General features: G+C 57.3%; 18 protein-coding genes and 2 tRNA genes. 1 reads left to right on the plus strand and 19 read right to left on the minus strand.

All coding sequences use genetic code 11. The features are described 5' to 3' along the window. The 12 genes from rbfA to rlmE all read right to left on the minus strand — a co-directional run bounded on the left by rbfA (position 1) and on the right by rlmE (position 11,699). Positions 1–402, minus strand: a complete 402-nt coding sequence (rbfA, locus tag FQ182_RS19630; RefSeq protein WP_133103511.1) for a 30S ribosome-binding factor RbfA — start codon at positions 400–402, stop codon at positions 1–3. 159 nt (positions 403–561) lie between these two features. Next, complete coding sequence (gene infB / locus FQ182_RS19635) at positions 562–3,069, minus strand: translation initiation factor IF-2 (RefSeq protein WP_149413223.1); 2,508 nt, start codon at positions 3,067–3,069, stop codon at positions 562–564. A gap of 27 nt (positions 3,070–3,096) precedes the next feature. After that, complete coding sequence (nusA, locus tag FQ182_RS19640; RefSeq protein WP_149413224.1) at positions 3,097–4,578, minus strand: transcription termination factor NusA; 1,482 nt, start codon at positions 4,576–4,578, stop codon at positions 3,097–3,099. Positions 4,579–4,625: 47 nt separating this feature from the next. Continuing rightward, positions 4,626–5,084, minus strand: a complete 459-nt coding sequence (gene rimP, locus FQ182_RS19645; RefSeq protein WP_133103508.1) for a ribosome maturation factor RimP — start codon at positions 5,082–5,084, stop codon at positions 4,626–4,628. A gap of 141 nt (positions 5,085–5,225) precedes the next feature. Beyond that, positions 5,226–5,302 (minus strand) — tRNA-Met (locus FQ182_RS19650). Positions 5,303–5,398: 96 nt separating this feature from the next. After that, a tRNA-Leu gene (locus FQ182_RS19655) sits at positions 5,399–5,484 on the minus strand. A gap of 29 nt (positions 5,485–5,513) precedes the next feature. Further along, positions 5,514–5,897 carry a preprotein translocase subunit SecG gene (secG, locus tag FQ182_RS19660; RefSeq protein ID WP_133103507.1) on the minus strand — a complete coding sequence of 128 codons (384 nt, stop codon included), beginning with the start codon at positions 5,895–5,897 and terminating at the stop codon, positions 5,514–5,516. A 4-nt stretch (positions 5,898–5,901) separates the two neighbouring features. Next, complete coding sequence (gene tpiA / locus FQ182_RS19665) at positions 5,902–6,657, minus strand: triose-phosphate isomerase (RefSeq protein ID WP_063033212.1); 756 nt, start codon at positions 6,655–6,657, stop codon at positions 5,902–5,904. 66 nt (positions 6,658–6,723) lie between these two features. After that, positions 6,724–8,061, minus strand: coding sequence for a phosphoglucosamine mutase (gene glmM / locus FQ182_RS19670; protein WP_149413225.1), 1,338 nt, complete (start codon positions 8,059–8,061; stop codon positions 6,724–6,726). A gap of 16 nt (positions 8,062–8,077) precedes the next feature. Next, entirely contained in the window at positions 8,078–8,929 is an 852-nt protein-coding gene (gene folP / locus FQ182_RS19675) for a dihydropteroate synthase (protein WP_149413226.1), read from the minus strand. 8 nt (positions 8,930–8,937) lie between these two features. Beyond that, positions 8,938–10,848, minus strand: coding sequence for an ATP-dependent zinc metalloprotease FtsH (gene ftsH / locus FQ182_RS19680; RefSeq protein ID WP_149413227.1), 1,911 nt, complete (start codon positions 10,846–10,848; stop codon positions 8,938–8,940). Between the two features lie 200 nt (positions 10,849–11,048). Beyond that, a complete protein-coding gene (gene rlmE, locus FQ182_RS19685; protein WP_133103503.1) occupies positions 11,049–11,699 on the minus strand; it encodes a 23S rRNA (uridine(2552)-2'-O)-methyltransferase RlmE in 651 nt (216 codons plus the stop codon). A 104-nt stretch (positions 11,700–11,803) separates the two neighbouring features. Between rlmE and FQ182_RS19690 the strand changes: the two genes are divergently transcribed. Then, positions 11,804–12,112, plus strand: coding sequence for a YhbY family RNA-binding protein (locus FQ182_RS19690; protein ID WP_133103502.1), 309 nt, complete (start codon positions 11,804–11,806; stop codon positions 12,110–12,112). Between the two features lie 8 nt (positions 12,113–12,120). Here the strand turns inward: FQ182_RS19690 and FQ182_RS19695 are convergent, their stop codons facing one another. From FQ182_RS19695 to dnaK, 7 genes are all read right to left on the minus strand, one after another. Beyond that, entirely contained in the window at positions 12,121–12,525 is a 405-nt protein-coding gene (locus tag FQ182_RS19695) for an MFS transporter (RefSeq protein WP_149413228.1), read from the minus strand. Positions 12,526–12,553: 28 nt separating this feature from the next. Continuing rightward, positions 12,554–13,030 (minus strand): transcription elongation factor GreA, encoded by a 477-nt coding sequence (greA, locus tag FQ182_RS19700; protein WP_149413229.1) that lies wholly within the window; start codon positions 13,028–13,030, stop codon positions 12,554–12,556. Continuing rightward, positions 13,027–16,248: a carbamoyl-phosphate synthase large subunit gene (gene carB / locus FQ182_RS19705; protein WP_149413230.1), complete on the minus strand. Its 3,222-nt coding sequence runs from the start codon at positions 16,246–16,248 to the stop codon at positions 13,027–13,029. Before carB ends, greA begins: the two co-directional genes overlap by 4 nt. 105 nt (positions 16,249–16,353) lie before the next feature. Beyond that, positions 16,354–17,490 carry a glutamine-hydrolyzing carbamoyl-phosphate synthase small subunit gene (gene carA, locus FQ182_RS19710; protein WP_149413231.1) on the minus strand — a complete coding sequence of 379 codons (1,137 nt, stop codon included), beginning with the start codon at positions 17,488–17,490 and terminating at the stop codon, positions 16,354–16,356. A gap of 259 nt (positions 17,491–17,749) precedes the next feature. Then, entirely contained in the window at positions 17,750–18,556 is an 807-nt protein-coding gene (dapB, locus tag FQ182_RS19715; RefSeq protein WP_149413232.1) for a 4-hydroxy-tetrahydrodipicolinate reductase, read from the minus strand. A gap of 10 nt (positions 18,557–18,566) precedes the next feature. Next, complete coding sequence (dnaJ, locus tag FQ182_RS19720; protein ID WP_149413233.1) at positions 18,567–19,691, minus strand: molecular chaperone DnaJ; 1,125 nt, start codon at positions 19,689–19,691, stop codon at positions 18,567–18,569. A gap of 324 nt (positions 19,692–20,015) precedes the next feature. After that, the gene (gene dnaK, locus FQ182_RS19725) at positions 20,016–21,932 is read right to left on the minus strand and encodes a molecular chaperone DnaK (protein ID WP_149413234.1); all 1,917 of its coding nucleotides are present in this window, start codon (positions 21,930–21,932) and stop codon (positions 20,016–20,018) included. Between the last annotated feature and the right edge of the window lie 19 nt (positions 21,933–21,951).

The following is a 21,951-nucleotide window of genomic DNA, read 5'->3' on the forward strand; positions in this document are numbered from 1 at the left end:
TTACTCCTTGGCGTCTTCAGGTGTGGCCGATTCCGGGCGCTGGCTGTCTTCAGCCACGGCCCGCTCTATCAGTGCCGACAAGTGCGCGCCACGCACGACGCTTTCGTCGTAGTGGAAGTGCAACTGAGGGACGCTGCGCAGCTTCATCTCACGCGCCAACTGCATGCGCAGGAAGCCTGCGGCAGAGTTCAGCACCTTGATGCTTTGCGCAATATCTTCGGCGTTGTCCTGACCCATCACAGTGATGAAAATCTTGGCGTGACCCACATCGCGGCTGACTTCAACGGCGGTGATGGTGACCAGGCCTACACGTGGGTCCTTGACTTCACGACGGATCAGCTGTGCCAGCTCACGCTGCATCTGATCGCCGATACGTTGGGTACGGCTGTATTCTTTTGCCATGTCTTGTTACCTGTTACTGCCACACGGTGAAACCCATGGGGTCTGAAAGCGGCAAACGCCCGGCCTGACAAAAGCCAGACCGGGCGTTGCGTTTAGAGTCCGGACGCTGCGCCGGGCACTTGCGTGCCGCGGCCCATCGTGGCCCTTGAAGTGCGCGAGTTAGAGGCTGCGAGCAACCTGAACCTTCTCGAAGACTTCGATCTTGTCACCGGCCTTGACGTCGTTGTAGCTCTTGACGCCGATACCGCATTCCATGCCAGCACGTACTTCAGAAGCGTCATCCTTGAAGCGGCGCAGGGATTCCAGCTCGCCTTCGAAGATAACGATGTCTTCACGCAGTACACGGATTGGACGGTTACGGTGCACAACACCTTCGAGCACCATGCAACCGGCGATCGCGCCAAACTTCGGCGAACGGAACACGTCGCGGACTTCAGCAATACCCAGGATGTTCTCCCGGACGTCACTGCCAAGCATGCCGGTAAGGGCCTTCTTGACGTCTTCGATGATGTCGTAGATGACGTTGTAGTAACGCATATCCAAGCCTTCCTGCTCGACGATCTTCCGTGCGCCAGCATCGGCACGCACGTTGAAGCCAAACAGTACAGCGTTGGAGGCCAGTGCCAGGTTGGCGTCGGATTCGGTGATACCACCGACACCGCCACCGACAACACGCACTTGCACTTCGTCGTTACCCAGGCCATTCAAGGCGCCGTTCAACGCTTCGAGGGAACCACGGACGTCAGATTTGAGGACGATGTTAAGCGTCTTCTTCTCTTCCTGGCCCATGTTCTCGAAGATGTTTTCCAGCTTGCCAGCGTGAGCACGGGCCAGCTTGACTTCGCGGAACTTGCCTTGACGGAACAGAGCCACTTCACGGGCTTTCTTCTCGTCTGACAGTACGCTCATCTCGTCGCCAGCGTCCGGGGTACCGTCCAGGCCGAGGATCTCGACAGGGATGGAAGGACCGGCTTCCTTGATAGACTTGCCGTTCTCGTCGAGCATGGCACGTACACGGCCATAGTTCGAACCGACCAGGACCATGTCGCCTTGGCGCAGGGTACCGTCTTGAACCAGAACGGTTGCAACCGGGCCACGACCTTTGTCGAGACGCGATTCAACCACAACACCACGACCTGGGGCCGAAGGGGTTGCTTTCAATTCGAGAACTTCAGCTTGCAGCAGGACCGCTTCCAGCAGTTCGTCTACACCGGTACCGACTTTCGCCGAGACCGAAACGAACGGCGTATCACCGCCCCACTCTTCAGAAGTCACGCCGTGAACCGACAGTTCGCTACGGATGCGATCAAGATCGGCGCCCGGCTTGTCGATTTTGTTCACTGCGACAACCAATGGAACACCAGCGGCCTTGGCGTGCTGGACAGCTTCAATGGTCTGCGGCATTACGCCATCGTCCGCTGCAACTACCAGGATCACGATGTCAGTCGCCTTGGCACCACGGGCACGCATGGCGGTAAACGCGGCGTGACCTGGGGTATCGAGGAAGGTGACCATGCCGCGGTCGGTTTCAACGTGGTACGCACCGATGTGCTGGGTGATACCGCCGGCTTCGCCTGCAGCTACCTTGGCACGACGGATATAGTCGAGCAGCGAGGTCTTACCGTGGTCAACGTGGCCCATTACGGTCACGACTGGCGCGCGGGAGAAGGTCTCGCCTTCAAACTTCAGGGACTCAGCCAGGGAATCTTCCAGGGCGGTGTCGCTGACAAGGGTCACTTTGTGGCCCAACTCTTCAGCAACCAGTTGGGCAGTTTCCTGATCCAGTACCTGGTTGATGGTCGCTGGAGTACCCAGTTTGAACATGAACTTGATGATTTCAGCTGCCTTGACCGACATCTGTTGAGCGAGGTCGCCCACAGTGATGGTCTCGCCGATCTTCACTTCACGCACGACAGGGCCGGTTGGGCTCTGGAAACCGTGGGCGTTGCGTTTCTTCAGCTTGGCCTTGCCGCGACCACCACGACGGAAGCTGTCGCTTTCTTCGTCGGTAGTACGTGGAGCAACCCGCGGCGTTGGCGCCTTCTCTTTGACCGAAGCACGATGTGGAGCGTTTTTGCGCTCACCATCACCACTGCCACGACGACTGTTATCGTCGGCACGTGGTTTGTCCGGACGACGAGGTTCGTCGCGCTTACGAGCGTCAGCTGCAGGGGCTGGTGCTGCGGCAACCGGAGCGGCCTCACGCACAGCCTCTACAGGTGCAGCAGGTGCCGCAACTGCTTCAGTACCAGCAGGCTGGCGACGCGCTTCTTCTTCGGCGCGACGCTTGGTTTCTTCTTCAGCCTTCTGACGAGCAGTATTTTCTACTGCGCGACGTTCTTCCAGTTCACGTTTGCGCTCGGCTTCGATTTCTTCCGGGCTGCGCTGTACGAAGACTTTCTTCTTGCGTACTTCAACGCTGATGCTCTTGCTACCAGCAACACGCAAGGTGCTGGTGGTTTTGCGCTGCAATGTAATCTTGCGCGGTTCTTCCACTTTCGCCTTGTGGCTGCTCTTCAAGTGAGTCAGCAAAGACTGCTTCTCACTATCGCTCACACCTTCATCGGCGGCGGTGTGCGGCAGACCTGCCTCACGCATCTGCTGCAACAGGCGCTCTACCGGTGTTTTGACCTCATCGGCCAGTTGTTTCACCGTGACTTGCGTCATGCACTTCTCTCCTCAGGCCGCGCCTAATTACTCGAACCAATGGGCTCGGGCGGCCATGATCAACTTGCCGGCACGATCATCGTCAATGCCGTCGATGTCGAGCAGGTCGTCAATAGACTGCTCGGCCAGGTCTTCGCGGGTAATTACGCCGCGCACCGCCAGTTCCATCGCCAAATCCTTGTCCATACCCTCAAGCGAGAGCAGGTCTTCGGCCGGATGGGCGTCTGCCAGCTTTTCCTCAGTAGCGATGGCTTTAGTCAACAAACGATCCTTGGCCCGAGCGCGAAGCTCGTTGACAGTATCTTCGTCAAAGCCGTCGATGTTGAGCATTTCTTCCAACGGTACGTAGGCAATCTCTTCCAGGCTGGTGAAGCCTTCATCTACCAGCACCTGCGCCAGGTCTTCGTCGACTTCCAGCTCGTCGATGAAGTTGCGCAGGATGTCACCGGTTTCTGCTTGCTGCTTAGCCTGGATGTCCGATTCGGTCATCACGTTCAGGGTCCAGCCGGTCAACTGGCTGGCCAAACGTACGTTCTGACCACCGCGACCGATGGCCTGAGCCAGATTGTCTGCGCCAACGGCGATGTCCATTGCATGGGCATCTTCGTCAACGATAATTGCCGCGACTTCGGCCGGTGACATGGCGTTGATCACGAACTGCGCCGGGTTATCGTCCCACAGCACGATGTCCACACGCTCACCGCCCAATTCGCCCGACACTGCCTGGACGCGCGAACCGCGCATACCAATGCACGCGCCTTGCGGGTCGATGCGTTTATCCTTGGAGCGGACCGCGATCTTGGCGCGCGAACCCGGATCGCGGGACGCAGCCATGACTTCGATCAGGCCTTCGGCAATTTCCGGCACTTCAATGCGGAACAACTCAATCAGCATTTCCGGCGCGGTACGCGACAGGATCAACTGAGGGCCGCGGTTTTCAGTGCGGATTTCCTTGAGCAGCGCGCGCAAACGCACGCCAACCCGGAAAGTTTCGCGAGAAATGATGTCTTCACGGGCCAGCAACGCTTCGGCGTTGTTACCCAGATCGACAATCACGTTGTCGCGGGTCACTTTTTTCACGGTGCCGGAGATGATTTCCCCCAGGCGCTCGCGATAGGCGTCAACGACTTGAGCGCGCTCGGCTTCGCGAACCTTTTGCACAATGACCTGCTTGGCGGTCTGTGCAGCGATGCGGCCGAACTCGATGGAGTCGATCTTTTCTTCAACGACATCGCCAACGCTGGCACCAGGATGCGTTTCAGCAACCTTGCTTGGCCAGGTTTCGATAGCCGGATCATCAAGATCAGCTTCTTCGACGACCGTCCAGCGACGGAAAGTCTCATAGGCACCGGTGTGGCGATTGATTTCCACACGCAGATCAACTTCGTCTTCAAAACGCTTTTTGGTAGCAGTGGCCAGGGCCAGCTCCAGCGCTTCAAAAATCACGTTTGCCGGTACGCCCTTTTCATTGGATACCGACTCAACAACCAGCAGTACTTCTTTGCTCATCGTACGCCTCGCCTTTCGCAAGCCATTGGATCCGCGGGATCCGCGTCTCAGTCAAAACTGGGAATAATGTTGGCCTTGTCGATCATATCGATCGGCAACAGGAACTCATGGTCTTCTACCTGCACCACGATGTCCTGCTCTTCTACACCGCGCAGAAGGCCCTGAAAGTTGCGGCGCCCTTCAAAAGGGGAACGCAGCTTGATCTTCACTTGTTCACCGGCAAATTTTGCAAACTGCTCAATAGTGAACAGTGGGCGTTCCATGCCAGGCGAGGAAACTTCAAGGGTGTATTCAACGGCGATTGGATCTTCAACATCCAGGACACCACTGATCTGACGGCTGACAATGGCACAATCGTCCACCAGCACGCCGCCCTCTTTATCGATATAAACGCGCAACATTGAGTGACGACCTTGAGCCGAAAACTCAATACCCCAGCATTCATAGCCTAGGGCCACGATCACCGGGGCCAACAAGGCCTGCAACTCTTCTAGCTTGCTCGACACCTGAACCCCCTAGTGCATGTATGTGCATGCTGTGCAAAATAAAAAAAATGGGCGAAACGCCCATCCTTGAAACGCCGTCGAACAGCGGCGTTGAAAGTGTCCAGCTAACAAAAAGCCCCTTAAAAGGGGCTCCGCTAAAACTGGTTGCGGGGGCCGGATTTGAACCGACGACCTTCGGGTTATGAGCCCGACGAGCTACCAGACTGCTCCACCCCGCGACAAAGCTGGGGCGGAAGTATACGACCGATCCCTTACAGGGTCAATGTAACCTTCCACCTACAAGAAAGCCCGCAACAGCGGGCTCTCCTGACAATTGGTACCGAGAAGGGGACTCGAACCCCTACACCCTATGGGCACAACCACCTCAAGGTTGCGTGTCTACCAATTCCACCACCTCGGCAATACAACATTTACAGCGTGTAACCCTTCTTACTTTTGCTCTTGAGCTGGAGGCACGTCAGTCGCTGGGGTAGCCGACTTTTGCTCTTGAAGCACCGGGACATCATCAGAAGCCGGCTTTGCTTTTGGAACTTCCAACACTGCTGGGTTTGGCAAGCCTACTTGAGTCAGCACATGAGCTTTCTCTTTAGCAAAGTAACCTAACCCTAAGCTGGTTATGAAGAAACCGGCGGCAAGTATAGCAGTAAACTTACTAAGAAAGGTAGAGGAACCTTGGCTTCCGAACACAGTATTTGAAGCACCTGCCCCGAAAGACGCACCAGCATCCGCACCCTTACCCTGCTGCAGCAATACCAGAGCAACAACGCCCAGTGCACCCAACAGATGAAAAACGACTACGACTGTTTCCAGCATTTTCTCAGTTTCCCGCGGCGCGACAAATCGCACCGAACTCATCTGCATTCAGGGAGGCTCCACCAATGAGCCCCCCATCGATATCCGGCATGCCGAACAGTTCGACCGCATTGGCCGCCTTCACGCTGCCGCCGTATAGAAGCCGCACACCTCGTGCGACCTCAGAATTCTCTGCCGCCAACTGCGCGCGGATGGCTGCGTGCACATCCTGCGCCTGTTGCGGCGAAGCAGTCAGCCCGGTACCAATGGCCCAGACCGGCTCGTAAGCAATTACTGCATTTGCAAAGGCACCGACTCCCAGCTCCTCAATGATACTGCCCAGCTGACGCCCGACAACCTCAAGAGTTTTCCCGGACTCACGCTGCTCAAGGGTCTCCCCTATGCACAGCACCGGAATCAAGCCACAAGCCTGTGCCGCTGCGAACTTGCGATTAAGTGTCCCATCACGCTCGCCCATGATCTGACGACGCTCGGAGTGCCCAACAAGCACCAGGGAACAACCCGCATCAACCAGTTGACTAGGTGCAATCTCACCAGTCAACGCACCTTGCATGGATTCCACCGCAGAGTTCTGCGCGCCGACCTGAATCGACTTGCCTTTCAAGCCATCAATCACTTGATTGATATACAAGCAAGGCGGGAATACCGCGACATCAACACCGCTAGGCAAGGCCAAATGACGAAGGCCGTTGATCAGCTCAGCGACACTGGCGCGGGTACCGTGCATTTTCCAGTTACCAGCTACCATAGTGCGACGCATGCTGTACCCCGTCGGTCAAAGTGGGCGCAGATGTTACCCAACCACACCATCACTGGCAAGCCGAATTCAGGCGCAAACTTCAGTTACCAGTTTTGCCAGCTCTTCGGCATAGCCACGAACCTGGCTTTCATCCTCACCTTCGACCATCACCCGGACCAAAGGCTCGGTGCCAGACTTGCGCAACAAGACCCGACCACGACCTGCCATGGCAGCAGTAACGCGCTCGCTGGCCTCCTTGACGGCCGGATGTTCGACAGGGTTATCACCGCCCGCAAAACGGACGTTAAGCAGCACTTGCGGGCACTTGCGCAGCGCCTGGCGCGCCTGAGCGAGGCTTTCTTCGCGACGACGCAATGCCAGCAGCACTTGCAGCGCCGCAATGATCGCATCGCCGGTAGTGGTGTGCTGGAAACACACGATATGCCCGGAGTTCTCCCCACCCACCTGCCAGTTACGCTCCAGCAGGTCAGCGATCACGTAACGGTCACCAACATTGGCGCGCACAAACGGAATCCCCAGATCTGCCAGCGCCAACTCCAGCCCCAGATTACTCATCAAGGTACCGACAACGCCGCCCTGGAGCTTATTACGCTCATGCAAGTCGCGAGCGATGATAAACAACAGGTCATCACCGTCGACAATGGCGCCGGTGTGATCGACCATCAATACTCGATCACCATCACCATCGAAGGCGATACCCAGGTCGGCGTGCTCGGCCAATACTGCCGCCTGCAACTGCCCCATATGGGTCGAGCCACAGTTGTCGTTGATGTTCAAGCCGTTAGGCTGAGCCGACAGCACCGTCACTTGTGCGCCAAGCTCCTTGAACACACTGGGAGCCACCTTGTAGGTCGCACCATGAGCGCAGTCGATGACGATTTTCAGGCCAGCAAAATTGGTACTGCTCGGCACGCTGCTTTTGCAAAACTCGATGTAACGGCCAGAGGCGTCGTTAATCCGCGAGACCTTGCCCAATTTGCTCGACTCGACGACGGTCATCGGCGCATCCAGCAGCTCTTCGATCATATGCTCGATCTCGTCCGGCAGCTTGGTGCCCTGGCCCGAGAAGAACTTGATGCCATTGTCGTCATGGGGATTGTGCGAGGCACTGATCACGATACCGGCTTCAGCGTGAAAGGTACGCGTCAGGTAAGCGATCGCCGGCGTAGGCATGGGCCCCAGTAGCATCACATCGGCCCCGGCGGCGGACAGGCCAGCCTCCAGCGCGGACTCAAACATGTAACCCGAGATCCGCGTGTCCTTGCCCACCAGAATGCGGCACGCGCCCATGCTGCGGAACGCCATCCCGGCGGCCCAGCCGAGCTTGAGCATGAAATCCGGAGTAATCGGAAACTCACCAACCCGACCGCGAATGCCATCGGTGCCAAAATATTTTTTAGTCATACGTGCTCCATCATTCTTATTCGGCTGATTCAACCGCTGCAATCATCCGCACCACATCTACCGTCTCAGCTACGTCATGCACACGTAAGATACGCGCACCCTTGACTACGGCAAGCGCCGCGAGAGCCAGGCCGCCATGCAGCCGCTCTCCCACCGGACGATTCAACGCCAGACCTATCATGCTCTTGCGCGAAACCCCAACCAACAGGGGGCGACCAAGGGCATGCAGGGATTCCATATGCTTGAACAGACTTAAGTTGTGTTGCAGGGTTTTGGCAAAGCCAAACCCCGGATCGAGAATAATCCGCTCAGGAGCGATCCCGGCTGCGGCGCATTGGGCAATACGCTCGGCAAGAAACTCAGTCACTTCCCCGACAAGGTTGTCGTAATGCGGGTCGTCTTGCATGGTCCCCGGCTCATCGAGCATGTGCATGAGGCACACCGGCAACCCAGTCGCAGCCGCCGCATCAAGGGCGCCATCACGCTGCAAGGACCTTACGTCATTGATCAAGCCTGCCCCCAACCTCGCTGTTTCGCGCATGACGGCCGGCGTCGACGTATCCACCGAAATGATCACGTCCAACTCGCGATGAATGCGCTCAACAATCGGCGCGACGCGCTCCAATTCCTCCAAGGGAGAAACTGCACGGGCGCCGGGACGAGTTGACTCACCACCAACATCAATCAGAGTGGCACCCGAAGCAACCATCGCCTCGGCATGACGCAATGCCGCATCAAGCTGACTAAAGCGGCCACCGTCGGAGAACGAGTCGGGAGTTACATTGAGAATGCCCATGACATGCGTATGGGACAAATCAAGAACCCGGCTGCCGCAAGGCAACCGGGTCGAGGACAACACAGAAGTCATTTCAAACCTTAATGATCAGCAGCCGGGCCGCCGATCGGGGTTTCAGGGCGTTCGTCCTGTACAACCGGCGGCGTACCCGAAGTACCCGAACCACCCTCCCAATCGCGAGGCTCGCGAGGAGTGCGCCCAGCCATAATGTCGTCGATCTGCTCGGCATCGATGGTCTCGTACTTCATCAAGGCGTCAGCCATGGCATCGAGCTTGTCCCGGTTATCCGTAAGGATCTGCTTGGCCGTACCATAGCATTGGTCAATGATACTGCGCACTTCGGAGTCGATCAGCTTGGCGGTCTCACCGGAGAAACTGGCACCTTGACCGCCACCACCACGACCCATGAACACTTCGCCTTCATCCTCGGCATACATCAAGGGGCCAAGCTTTTCCGAAAGACCCCATTTGGTCACCATGTTCCGCGCAATCTGGCTGGCGCGCATGATGTCGTTGGAGGCACCCGTGGTGACACCGTCGAAGCCCAAGGTCATCTCTTCAGCAATCCGGCCGCCATACAGCGAACAGATCTGGCTGATCAAGGCACGCTTGGAGAGGCTGTAGCGATCCTCTTCCGGCAGGAACATGGTGACACCCAGCGCCCGACCGCGAGGAATGATCGATACCTTGTAAACCGGGTCATGCTCAGGCACAACGCGACCAACAATGGCGTGACCGGCTTCGTGATAAGCGGTGTTGCGCTTCTCTTTCTCAGACATGACCATGGATTTGCGCTCAGCGCCCATCATGATCTTGTCTTTCGCCAGCTCGAACTCTTTCATTTCAACAACGCGCTTGCCGGTACGTGCGGCAAACAACGACGCCTCGTTCACCAGGTTGGCCAAGTCAGCGCCGGAGAAGCCTGGGGTACCACGGGCAATTACGGCCGGAGCCACGTCGTCGCCCATCGGCACTTTGCGCATGTGCACTTTCAGAATTTGTTCGCGACCACGGATATCCGGCAGACCAACTACGACTTGACGGTCGAAACGACCTGGACGCAGCAACGCCGGGTCAAGTACGTCAGGACGGTTGGTAGCGGCGATGACGATGATGCCGTCATTCATTTCAAAGCCGTCCATCTCAACCAGCAACTGGTTAAGGGTCTGCTCACGCTCATCATGACCGCCGCCCATGCCGGCGCCACGATGGCGACCAACGGCGTCGATTTCATCGATGAAGATGATGCACGGAGCGTGCTTCTTGGCCTGTTCGAACATGTCACGAACACGGCTGGCGCCAACACCGACAAACATCTCGACGAAGTCAGAACCGGAAATGGTGAAGAAAGGTACTTTGGCTTCACCAGCAATGGCCTTGGCCAACAGGGTTTTACCCGTACCAGGAGGACCCACCATCAGCACGCCGCGAGGAATACGGCCACCCAGGCGCTGGAACTTGCCCGGATCACGCAGGAACTCAACCAGCTCGCCCACTTCTTCCTTGGCTTCGTCGCAACCAGCAACGTCACCCAAGGTGGTCTTCACCTGATCTTCGGAGAGCAGGCGCGCCTTGCTCTTACCAAAGCTCATCGGCCCGCCCTTGCCTCCCGCACCACCTTGCATCTGGCGCATGAAGAACATGAACACGGCGATAATCACTAGGATCGGGAAGCTGGCCACCAGGAGCTGGGTCCAGATGCTTTGCTGTTCAGGCTGCTTGCCTTCAACGACTACGTGGTTATCCACCAGGTCGCCGATCAGGCCATTGTCCTGGATTGCCGGACGAATGGTCTTGAAGCTGTCGCCATCGTTGCGCTTGCCGGTAATCACGTAGCCATCAACCGCTACGCGCTCGACCTTGCCATCCTTAACTTGCTGGATGAAGTCGGAATAGTTGAGGGTCTGCGGCTCGTTAGGGCTGGAGAAGTTGTTCATCACCGTCACCAGGACAGCCGCGATGATCAACCACAGGATCAGATTCTTTGCCATATCGTTCAATTAACTACCCTCTGAAGCAAGCTCCGCTACTGGCGCGTGCTTCGCATGATATTCACCGGCCTAACTTACTACATTACCTACAACTCTGGCAGGCGCCGTCTGTAACCCTTTGTGAAACTTTGACTACACAATATTCGTAAAGCTTCGTGACGAAAGCGATATAAAAAAACCTATCGACTCCCTTGAATCTCTCAAAAACGCTCATCGCTGGCAGCGCCTTCAATGCCACGGAAACCGCGGCCCAGCAAATACTGCTCGCGGGACCTGCCCCGGGAAGAGTCAGGCTTGCGCGTCTGCACCTTGTCGAACAGCTTGCGGATGTTTTTGTGGTACTCGTCGAAGCCTTCACCCTGGAAGACCTTGACCAGAAAATCACCACCGGGACGCAAAACCCGACCAGCCAAGTCCAATGCCAATTCGCAAAGGAACATCGCTCGTGGCATATCCACGGCTGGTAATCCACTCATATTGGGGGCCATATCGGAAATCACAAGGTCTACCTGCGATTTTCCAACGGCTTCGAGAATCTGCGCCAGCACGGCGTCCTGGGTAAAGTCACCATGGACAAAGGTCACATCCGGGATGCTGTCCATTTCCAGAATATCGGAAGCGATCAAACGACCCTGCCCACCAATCAGACGACTGGTCACCTGGGACCAACCACCTGGGGCTGCGCCAAGATCGATAACGCTCATGCCAGGGCGGATCAACTTGTCCTTTTCTTGGATCTCCAGCAGCTTGTAACTGGCCCGGGAACGGTAGCCATCCTTTTGCGCCATTTTGACGTAAGGGTCGTTGAAATGCTCTTGCAGCCACTTAAGGCTAGTTTTGGAACGGGCCACGGGCCACCTCAAAAATAAACGGGTCGTGATTAACTGGGCGGTCCCGGACTCGCTCGGGTAAACTGGCCGCCGCTTTTTACAAGATCAGACACAGGGGTCAGATTATGCCGCTCACTCAAGAGCAGAAGAAACAGTACAAATCCATTGGCCACCATCTGAAACCAGTTTTGACTGTGGCTGACAACGGTTTGACTGAAGGTGTGTTAACCGAACTTGAACGCGCATTGGGCGATCACGAACTAATCAAGATCAAGGTCAGCATCCTTGATCGCGAGGCGCGCCTGGCGGCCATTGCAGAACTCTGCAAGGCCGGCAAAGCGGACCTGGTTCAGGTCATCGGCAAGATGGCACTGTTGTATCGCAGGAACTTCAGCGCCAACAAGCAACTGTCGAACGTCCATCGTTTCAAATGATACAAGGGTCAAGGGCGCGCTTCGCGCGCCCTGCCGCTCCACCCCGGCGCCGGTTGCACAACCAGCACCAAGCCGGAGAACCCTAGCACAAGATAGCTGAACAGCTGCCAGCGCAACGCTTCCGGCAGAAACATGCGCACCAAGCAATACATTGCGCACGCATACAACGCCATCAACAGCAGTTGCCCGCGAATATCCCGCCACAAACTCCCCAAGCCTTCGGCCTCGATCAGCACCAGCGCCTGAAGCGTCACGCACGCCGCTGCAAAACCCACCAGCAGCGCACTCAATAATCCGCCGACCTCATCGATCAGCAACGGCGCCAGGCCAATCAGGCCCAACACCGGCAAGACACCAATATGCAACAGCCACAGGCCGCCGACCCAGAGCATCTGGGCCAACTGCCAGAGCATGGCGCCCGCACGTAGCGGGCGCCGCCTCTCAGATGTGACGAACTTCGACAATCTCGTACTCGATCACGCCACCAGGCGTCTTGACGGCCACCACATCACCCTCTTCCTTGGCAATCAAGGCGCGGGCCAGTGGCGAACCGACGGAGATCTTACCGAGTTTGAAGTCAGCCTCGTCCTCACCCACGATGTGGTAGGTCACGCGCTCATCAGTCTCGACGTTGGCAATTTCCACGGTCGTACCAAAAATCACCTTGCCGGTGCGCGGGATGGTCGTGACATCAATGATCACCGCGTTCTGCATACGGCCTTCGATGTCACGGATCCGCGCTTCGACCATACCTTGCTGCTCACGAGCGGCGTGGTATTCGGCGTTTTCCTTCAGGTCACCCAATTCGCGGGCGGTCCCGATGTCCTGACTCAGCTTCGGACGGACAACCTTGGTCAGATGAGCGTGTTCTTCTTCCAGGGCCTTGGCGCCCTGGACTGTCATTGGGTACTTGATCATGCCTTCAATCCTGCGTGTAGATCCTGCAAGCGGCGCACAGTCTTTTCTGGACCAAACTTGAGCGCTTCACAGATAGCTTCGCCAGCAGCAATGGTGGTGGTGCAATAGATTTTGTGCTGCAAGGCGTTACGACGAATGGAGTAGGAGTCCGCAATCGACTGGCGACCTTCGGTGGTGTTGATGATCAGAGTGACTTCGTCATTCTTGATCATGTCGACCACGTGTGGACGGCCTTCCGTCACCTTGTTCACGCGACGCACTTTCAGGCCTGCCGCCTCGATCAGCTTGGCAGTCCCGACAGTAGCCACGATTTCAAAGCCCAAGTTGATCAGATCACGGGCCACGCCTGCAACCAGCGGCTTGTCATCATCACGCACGCTGATGAAGGCAGTACCGCCGGTCGGCAGCACTTCGCTCGCGCCCATCTGGGCCTTGGCGAACGCTTCACCGAAGGTGTCGCCCACACCCATCACTTCACCGGTAGACTTCATCTCTGGGCCCAGGATCGGGTCCACGCCAGGGAATTTGGCGAATGGGAACACCGCCTCTTTCACACTGTAGAAGTTCGGAATGATTTCCTTGGTGAAGCCGACTTCCTTCAAGGTCTTACCGGCCATCACACGTGCGGCAATCATTGCCAGGGAAACACCGATGCACTTGGAAACAAACGGCACGGTACGGGAAGCACGCGGGTTGACTTCGATGACGTAGATGTCTTCGCCTTGCAGCGCCAACTGTACGTTCATCAGACCTACCACACCCAACTCCAGGGCCATTTTCTTGACCTGTTCGCGCATCTCGTCCTGGATGTGCGATGGCAGCGAATACGGCGGCAGCGAGCAAGCGGAGTCACCCGAGTGAACACCCGCTTGTTCGATGTGCTGCATGATCGCGCCGATCACTACGTCGGTACCGTCGCAGATCGCATCCACGTCCATTTCGATGGCGCAGTTGAGGAAGTGGTCCAGCAGCACCGGGCTGTCGTTGGAGACTTTCACCGCATCGCGCAGGTAACGCTTGAGCTCTTCTTCCTCGTAGACGATTTCCATCGCCCGGCCGCCCAGTACGTAGGACGGACGCACCACCAGCGGGTAACCGATCTTGCTGGCTGCACGGATGGCTTCGTCTTCGCTGCGCACGGTGGAGTTTGGCGGTTGACGCAAGTTCAGGCGCTCGACCATCTGCTGGAAGCGCTCACGGTCTTCGGCACGGTCAATGGCGTCAGGGCTGGTGCCGATGATCGGTACGCCGGCCTCTTCCAGGGCACGAGCCAATTTCAGCGGGGTTTGGCCGCCGTACTGGACGATCACGCCTTTTGGCTTCTCTACCCGAACGATTTCCAGCACGTCTTCCAGGGTCACTGGTTCAAAGTACAGGCGATCCGAGGTGTCGTAGTCAGTGGAAACGGTTTCAGGGTTGCAGTTGACCATGATGGTCTCGTAACCGTCTGCGCGCAGGGCCAGTGCCGCGTGTACGCAGCAGTAATCGAACTCGATGCCCTGACCGATACGGTTGGGACCACCGCCAAGGATCATGATCTTGTCGCGGCCCGACGGTGCGGCTTCGCACTCTTCCTCGTACGTCGAGTAGAGATAAGCGGTGTCGGTGGCAAACTCGGCGGCGCAGGTGTCAACGCGCTTGTAGACCGGGTACACCTCAAGCTTGTGACGGTGGCGACGCAGGCTTTTCTCGGTGACGCCCAGCAGCTTGGCCAGGCGCATATCGGAGAAGCCCTTGCGCTTGAGCTTGTACATCATGTCGCGGTCGATGCTGGCCAGACCCAGGGTCTTGACCTTCTCTTCGTCCTTGATCAGGTCTTCGATCTGTACCAGGAACCACGGGTCGATCATGTTCATGCCGAAGATCTCTTCGACGGTCATGCCGGCGCGGAAGGCATCAGCCACGTACCAGATACGCTCGGCGCCCGGCACGGTCAGCTCACGCTTGAGCACGCTCATACTTTCCGGATTGCTCAGGTCGAGCTTCTCGTCCAGGCCGCAAACGCCCACTTCCAGGCCGCGCAGGGCTTTCTGCAGGGACTCCTGGAAGGTCCGACCGATGGCCATGACTTCACCCACCGACTTCATCTGAGTGGTCAGGCGGGCGTCGGCTTTCGGGAATTTTTCGAAGGCAAAACGCGGTAGCTTGGTCACAACATAGTCGATGGACGGCTCGAAGGACGCCGGGGTCTTGCCGCCGGTGATGTCGTTCGACAGCTCGTCCAGGGTATAACCCACAGCCAGCTTGGCCGCGATCTTGGCAATCGGGAAGCCAGTGGCTTTCGACGCCAGGGCCGAAGAGCGCGAAACACGCGGATTCATCTCGATCACGACCATACGGCCGGTGTTCGGGCAGATACCGAACTGAACGTTGGAGCCACCAGTTTCCACGCCGATCTCACGCAGTACCGCCAGGGAGGCATTACGCAGGATCTGGTATTCCTTGTCGGTCAGGGTTTGTGCAGGAGCCACAGTGATCGAATCACCAGTGTGCACACCCATCGGGTCAAAGTTTTCAATGGAGCAAACGATGATGCAGTTGTCCTTTTTGTCGCGGACAACCTCCATCTCGTATTCTTTCCAGCCGATCAAGGATTCGTCGATCAGCAGCTCTTTGGTCGGCGACAGGTCCAGACCACGAGCGCAGATTTCTTCGAACTCTTCACGGTTGTAAGCGATACCGCCACCGGTACCGCCCATGGTGAAGGACGGACGGATGATGCACGGGAAGCCAAGCTTCTCGAGGACCACGTTGGCCTCTTCCATATTGTGGGCGATACCCGAGCGCGGGCAATCAAGGCCGATGGACTTCATCGCCTTGTCGAAACGCGAACGGTCTTCAGCCTTGTCGATGGTGTCGGCATTGGCGCCGATCATCTCTACGCCGAACTTTTCCAGAACGCCTTCGCGCTCCAGGTCCAGGGCGCAGTTCAGTGCAGTCTGGCCGCCCATGGTTGGCAGCAGTGCGTCCGGACGCTCTTTTTCGATAATCTTGGCAACGGTCTGCCACTTGATCGGCTCGATATAGGTGGCGTCGGCCATGTCCGGATCGGTCATGATGGTGGCTGGGTTGGAGTTCACCAGGATGACGCGGTAACCCTCCTCGCGCAGGGCTTTACAGGCCTGGGCGCCGGAGTAGTCGAATTCGCAGGCCTGGCCGATCACGATCGGGCCAGCGCCGAGAATCAGGATGCTTTTTATGTCTGTACGTTTTGGCATGGGTTTGTCACTCAAATCCGCAGGTCAGTCGGCAAGCCGTCTTGAACAATCCTTGAAGAGCCTGAGGGGGCCGCCGGTTTCCCGTGCCGCCCTCAGGCCACTCACTTAGCGTCGCTTGGCCATCTCATTGATGAAACGGTCGAACAGCGGCGCTACGTCGTTCGGGCCCGGGCTTGCTTCAGGGTGGCCCTGGAAGCTGAACGCGCTCTTGTCTGTGCGCTCGATACCTTGCAGGGAGCCGTCGAACAGCGACTTGTGAATCGCTCGGACGTTGCCCGGCAAGGTCGCTTCATCCACCGCAAAACCGTGGTTCTGGCTGGTGATCATGACAACGCCGGTATCCAGGTCCTGCACCGGGTGGTTGGCACCGTGATGGCCGTGGCCCATTTTAAGGGTCTTGGCACCGGAGGCCAGAGCCAACAGCTGGTGACCCAGGCAAATGCCGAATACCGGAATATCGGTCTCCAACACGTCCTTGATGGCCTGAATCGCATAGTCGCAAGGCTCCGGGTCACCCGGGCCGTTGGACAGGAACACACCGTCCGGCTGCAAGGCCAGTACGTCGCTGGCCGGGGTTTGCGCCGGCACCACGGTCACGCGGCAACCGCGCTCGACCAGCATGCGCAAGATGTTGTGCTTGATACCGTAGTCGTAAGCCACTACGTGATACGGCAGCTCGGAGGCTTCGATGGTGGCATGGCTGTCGGTCTTCAAGTCCCAGACAGTGGAGCGCCACTCGTACTTTTCCTTGGTACTGACAACTTTCGCCAGGTCCATGCCTTTCAGGCCAGGGAAACCTTGCGCCGCGGCAATCGCTGCTGCTTCGGAAATATTGTCACCGGCCATGATGCAACCGCTCTGCGAGCCCTTTTCACGCAGGATGCGTGTCAGGCGACGCGTATCAATACCTGCGATGGCCACTACGTTGTTGGCTTTCAGGTAATCGGACAGGGACATCGTGCTACGCCAGTTGCTCGCAACCAGTGGCAGGTCACGAATAACCAGACCGGCCGACCAGACACGATCAGACTCGGCATCTTGCGGCGTAGTGCCGGTATTACCGATGTGCGGATAGGTCAGGGTAACGATCTGTTGGGCGTAGGAAGGATCGGTAAGGATTTCCTGATAGCCGGTCATGGCGGTGTTGAACACCACCTCTCCAACGGTCTGACCGTCGGCTCCAATGGCTTCGCCGCGAAAAATGCTGCCATCAGCAAGGGCGAGTATGGCTGGCTTAGTCAAGAAGACCTCCCGTAAATAAAGCCTGAAAGGGCGATCGCAGGTTGCAAAAAAGCGGAGTGACGTATGGACACGTCACCCCGCTTCTTCACTGAATTATTCTGCGCGCTTTTAGTGGACACACTAAAGCTGTAGCTTACAGAAAAAGGCTTTTTTGGTCCACCGCTAATGAGCCTTAAAGGCAGGGGAATGCGACAGGACGTCGCTTAGCGGGTAAAAACAGGGCCCAAGGTTAATGCCTGAGCCCTGTTTTAGCTACTGCTTAACGCAGTTCAAGCACATCTTGCATGTCGTACAGGCCAGGCTCACGACCGTCCAACCACAACGCCGCACGCACCGCACCCTTGGCGAAAGTCATACGACTGGAAGCCTTGTGCGTGATCTCAAGGCGCTCACCCTCTGCCGCGAACAACACCGTGTGATCACCCACCACATCACCGCCGCGAACGGTAGCAAAGCCGATGGTTTCACGATCGCGCACGCCGGTATGGCCTTCGCGGCCATACACCGCCACTTTCGAAAGATCACGGCCCAGCGCATCGGCGATCACTTCACCCATGCGCATCGCCGTACCCGACGGCGCATCGACCTTGTGCCGGTGATGAGCTTCGATAATTTCGATGTCCGCATCATCACCCAACACACGAGCTGCCATGTCGAGCAACTTCAGCGACAGATTGACACCAACACTGAAGTTGGCAGCAAACACAATCGGGATATCCTTACCCGCTGCAACCAACAGCTGCTTTTGCTCGGCATTCAAGCCGGTGGTGCCAATGACCATGGCCTTGCCCGCCTTGCGGCAGAACGCCAGGTTTTTCAGCATCACCTCTGGAAGCGTGAAATCGATCAACACATCGAACTCATCAATAACCTTTTCCAGGCTACCGGACAACGACACACCGATCCTGCCCAGCGATGCCAACTCACCGGCATCGGCGCCGATCAGTGTGCTGTCCGGCCGAACGATCGCCGCCGTCAGACCCGACAGAGGCGAGCGCTGCTGCACCGCCTCAACCAGGTTCTTGCCCATGCGTCCGGCCGCGCCCATCACAGCTATACGTCGCATACTCACGTCCTTACAGGTCGCCGAAGAAGCGCTTCACGCCTTCGAACCAGCCAGCAGTCTTGGGCGAATGAGTGTCATCGCCCGCCAGGGAACTGCGCAACTCTTCCAACAGTTCGCGCTGACGACGACCCAGGTTGACCGGCGTCTCTACCGCCACACGACACATCAAGTCGCCAGCACCACCACCGCGCACCGGCGCAACGCCTTTGCCACGGATACGGAACTGCTTGCCGGTCTGCGTACCCTCGGGAATTTTGAGTTTGACCCGACCATCCAGTGTCGGAATCTCCAACTCACCACCCAGAGCCGCATCGACGAAGCTGATCGGCACTTCACAAAACAGATGTTTACCGTCGCGCTGGAAGATAGCGTGCTCGCGCACATTGATCACCACGTACAGGTCGCCCGCGGGACCACCTTGCGCGCCCGCCTCACCCTCACCCGACAGGCGAATGCGGTCACCGGTATCAACACCCGATGGCACTTTCACCGAAAGGGTCTTGTACTCTTCGACACGGCCTTCACCGTGGCAGGAGTCGCACGGATCGGAAATGATCTTGCCCTGGCCATGGCAGCGCGGGCAGGTTTGCTGCACCGAGAAGAAGCCTTGCTGCATGCGAACCTGACCGATACCACCACAGGTCGGGCAAGTGATCGGCGAGGAGCCTTTCTTGGCGCCCGCACCGTCGCACGGCTTGCAGTTGACCAGTGTCGGCACACGGATATTGACGCTGGTGCCACGCACTGCTTCTTCGAGGTTCAGCTCAAGGGTGTAGCGCAGGTCGCTACCACGCTGGGCACCGCCACGCTGACCGCCACGACCACCACCAAAGAAGTCACTGAACACGTCGCCGAAAATATCGGAGAAGTTCTGGCCGCCAAAACCGGCACCGCCGCCACCCATGCTTGGATCAACGCCAGCGTGACCATACTGATCGTAGGCCGCCCGCTTGTTTGGATCACACAGGCACTCGTAGGCCTCGTTGGCCTCTTTGAACAAATCTTCGGATTCTTTGTTATCCGGATTACGGTCCGGGTGGTGCTTCATCGCCAGGCGACGGTAAGCCTTTTTCAGGTCCGCCTCGCTGGAACCGCGCTCCACACCCAACACTATGTAATAGTCACGCTTTGCCATAAGTCTTTGCACTCTTAAGGACGTTCGGCAAACCCCTCCTGAGCCTCGCCAAACTCGTTGAGCCCCAATACAGGCCCGGACCCAACTCACGTCAATTCAACGATCCTGGTCTTAAATGTTTTCAGCCAGGAACCCAGCCAAAAAAGCGGCGACTGTCGCTCGGAAAGCAGGAGCATCCCCGATCACACCGCCAGCATCCGAACGCTGTCGCATGCTGTAAAAATTCGCGTGCCCCAGACACGCCAACGCGGGAGCAAGCTCCCGCGCGGCGACATCCTACCAGTCACCGCCTGAAAGCGGTCAACCGGCCGACCAACTTACTGCTTACTTGTTTTCTTTGACTTCTTCGAACTCGGCATCGACAACATCGTCGTGCTTGGCTTCAGGCTCTGCTTGCTGCGCAGCGCCATCAGCTGGCTGGCCTTGCTCGGCATACATCTTCTGAGCCACTGGCGCGGAGACCTTTGACAGCGCCTCAACCTTGGCTTCGATAGCTGCCTTGTCGTCGCCTTTTACGGCGGCTTCCAGGGCAACTACAGCAGCTTCGATCGCAGTTTTCTCTTCGCCAGTCACTTTGTCGCCAGCATCAGCGACCATTTTGCGAGTCGAGTGAACCAGTGCATCACCCTGGTTACGGGCAGCTGCCAGCTCTTCGAACTTGCGATCTTCCTCGGCGTTGGTTTCAGCATCGCGAATCATCTGCTGAATTTCTTCCTCGGACAGACCGGAGTTGGCCTTGATCACGATCGACTGAGTCTTGCCGGTGGCCTTGTCTTTGGCGCCTACGTGCAGAATGCCGTTAGCGTCGATATCGAAGGTCACTTCAATTTGTGGCACGCCACGTGGTGCTGGTGGAATCTCGGCCAGGTCGAACTTGCCCAGGGATTTGTTCTGACCAGCTTGCTTACGCTCGCCTTGCAGCACGTGAATGGTCACAGCGCCCTGGTTGTCGTCGGCAGTCGAGAACACTTGCGATTTTTTGGTAGGAATCGTGGTGTTTTTCTCGATCAGCGCAGTCATCACGCCGCCCATGGTTTCGATACCCAGGGTCAACGGGCTTACGTCCAGCAGCAGAACGTCTTTCACGTCGCCGGCCAATACCGCGCCCTGGATGGCAGCACCCATGGCAACCGCTTCGTCCGGGTTGACGTCTTTACGCGCTTCTTTACCGAAGAACTCAGTCACCAGCTTCTGAACCAGTGGCATACGGGTCTGACCGCCGACCAGGATCACATCGTCGATCTTGCCAACTTCGATACCCGAGTCTTTCAGAGCAATGCGGCAAGGCTCGATGGTGCGTTGAACCAGGTCTTCAACCAGCGATTCCAGCTTGGCGCGGGAAATTTTCACGTTCAAGTGCTTAGGACCGGTGGCGTCTGCAGTGATGTACGGCAGGTTCACGTCAGTCTGCAGGCTCGAAGACAATTCGATCTTGGCCTTCTCAGCAGCTTCCTTCAGGCGCTGCATCGCCAGCGGGTCACCCTTGAGGTTCATGCCGCTTTCTTTCTTGAATTCGTCAACGAGGTAGTCGATCAGACGAATGTCGAAGTCTTCACCACCCAGGAACGTGTCACCGTTGGTGGCCAACACTTCGAACTGGTGCTCGCCATCGACTTCAGCGATTTCGATCACGGAAACGTCGAAAGTACCGCCACCCAGGTCATAAACGATCACAGTGTGGTCGCCCCGAGCCTTGTCCATACCGTAAGCCAGAGCGGCCGCGGTTGGTTCGTTGATGATACGTTTTACGTCCAGACCAGCAATACGGCCGGCATCTTTGGTCGCCTGACGCTGACTGTCATTGAAGTAGGCCGGAACGGTAATGACCGCTTCAGTCACTGCTTCACCGAGGTAGTCTTCGGCGGTCTTTTTCATCTTTTTCAAGATTTCAGCCGAGATTTGTGGCGGCGACATTTTCTGGCCGTTTACTTCAACCCAGGCGTCACCGTTGTCAGCCTTGGCGATTTTGTAAGGGACCATCTTGATGTCTTTCTGTACGACTTCTTCGTCGAACTTACGACCGATCAGACGCTTCACCGCGTACAGGGTGTTATGCGGATTGGTCACAGCCTGACGCTTGGCAGACTGGCCCACCAGGATTTCGCCGTCGCTGGCATAGGCCACGATGGACGGAGTGGTGCGCGCGCCTTCGGCGTTTTCAATAACTTTGGATACGCCGTTTTCCAGCACGGAGACGCAGGAGTTGGTAGTCCCCAGGTCGATACCGATAATTTTGCCCATGATTTACTCTCCCGAAACT

The organism is Pseudomonas sp. ANT_H4 (assembly GCF_008369295.1).
In the GTDB taxonomy this organism is placed as follows: Bacteria; Pseudomonadota; Gammaproteobacteria; order Pseudomonadales; family Pseudomonadaceae; genus Aquipseudomonas.

Excerpts from the sequence above, each read along its gene's own strand:
- rbfA (WP_133103511.1), bottom strand. The coding sequence starts at position 402 with ATGGCAAAAGAATACAGCCGTACCCAACGTATCGGCGATCAGATGCAG.
- infB (WP_149413223.1), bottom strand. The coding sequence starts at position 3,069 with ATGACGCAAGTCACGGTGAAACAACTGGCCGATGAGGTCAAAACACCG.
- nusA (WP_149413224.1), bottom strand. The coding sequence starts at position 4,578 with ATGAGCAAAGAAGTACTGCTGGTTGTTGAGTCGGTATCCAATGAAAAG.
- secG (WP_133103507.1), bottom strand. The coding sequence starts at position 5,897 with ATGCTGGAAACAGTCGTAGTCGTTTTTCATCTGTTGGGTGCACTGGGC.
- tpiA (WP_063033212.1), bottom strand. The coding sequence starts at position 6,657 with ATGCGTCGCACTATGGTAGCTGGTAACTGGAAAATGCACGGTACCCGC.
- glmM (WP_149413225.1), bottom strand. The coding sequence starts at position 8,061 with ATGACTAAAAAATATTTTGGCACCGATGGCATTCGCGGTCGGGTTGGT.
- folP (WP_149413226.1), bottom strand. The coding sequence starts at position 8,929 with ATGACTTCTGTGTTGTCCTCGACCCGGTTGCCTTGCGGCAGCCGGGTT.
- ftsH (WP_149413227.1), bottom strand. The coding sequence starts at position 10,848 with ATGGCAAAGAATCTGATCCTGTGGTTGATCATCGCGGCTGTCCTGGTG.
- FQ182_RS19690 (WP_133103502.1), top strand. The coding sequence starts at position 11,804 with ATGCCGCTCACTCAAGAGCAGAAGAAACAGTACAAATCCATTGGCCAC.
- FQ182_RS19695 (WP_149413228.1), bottom strand. The coding sequence starts at position 12,525 with ATGCTCTGGCAGTTGGCCCAGATGCTCTGGGTCGGCGGCCTGTGGCTG.
- greA (WP_149413229.1), bottom strand. The coding sequence starts at position 13,030 with ATGATCAAGTACCCAATGACAGTCCAGGGCGCCAAGGCCCTGGAAGAA.
- carB (WP_149413230.1), bottom strand. The coding sequence starts at position 16,248 with ATGCCAAAACGTACAGACATAAAAAGCATCCTGATTCTCGGCGCTGGC.
- dapB (WP_149413232.1), bottom strand. The coding sequence starts at position 18,556 with ATGCGACGTATAGCTGTGATGGGCGCGGCCGGACGCATGGGCAAGAAC.
- dnaJ (WP_149413233.1), bottom strand. The coding sequence starts at position 19,691 with ATGGCAAAGCGTGACTATTACATAGTGTTGGGTGTGGAGCGCGGTTCC.
- dnaK (WP_149413234.1), bottom strand. The coding sequence starts at position 21,932 with ATGGGCAAAATTATCGGTATCGACCTGGGGACTACCAACTCCTGCGTC.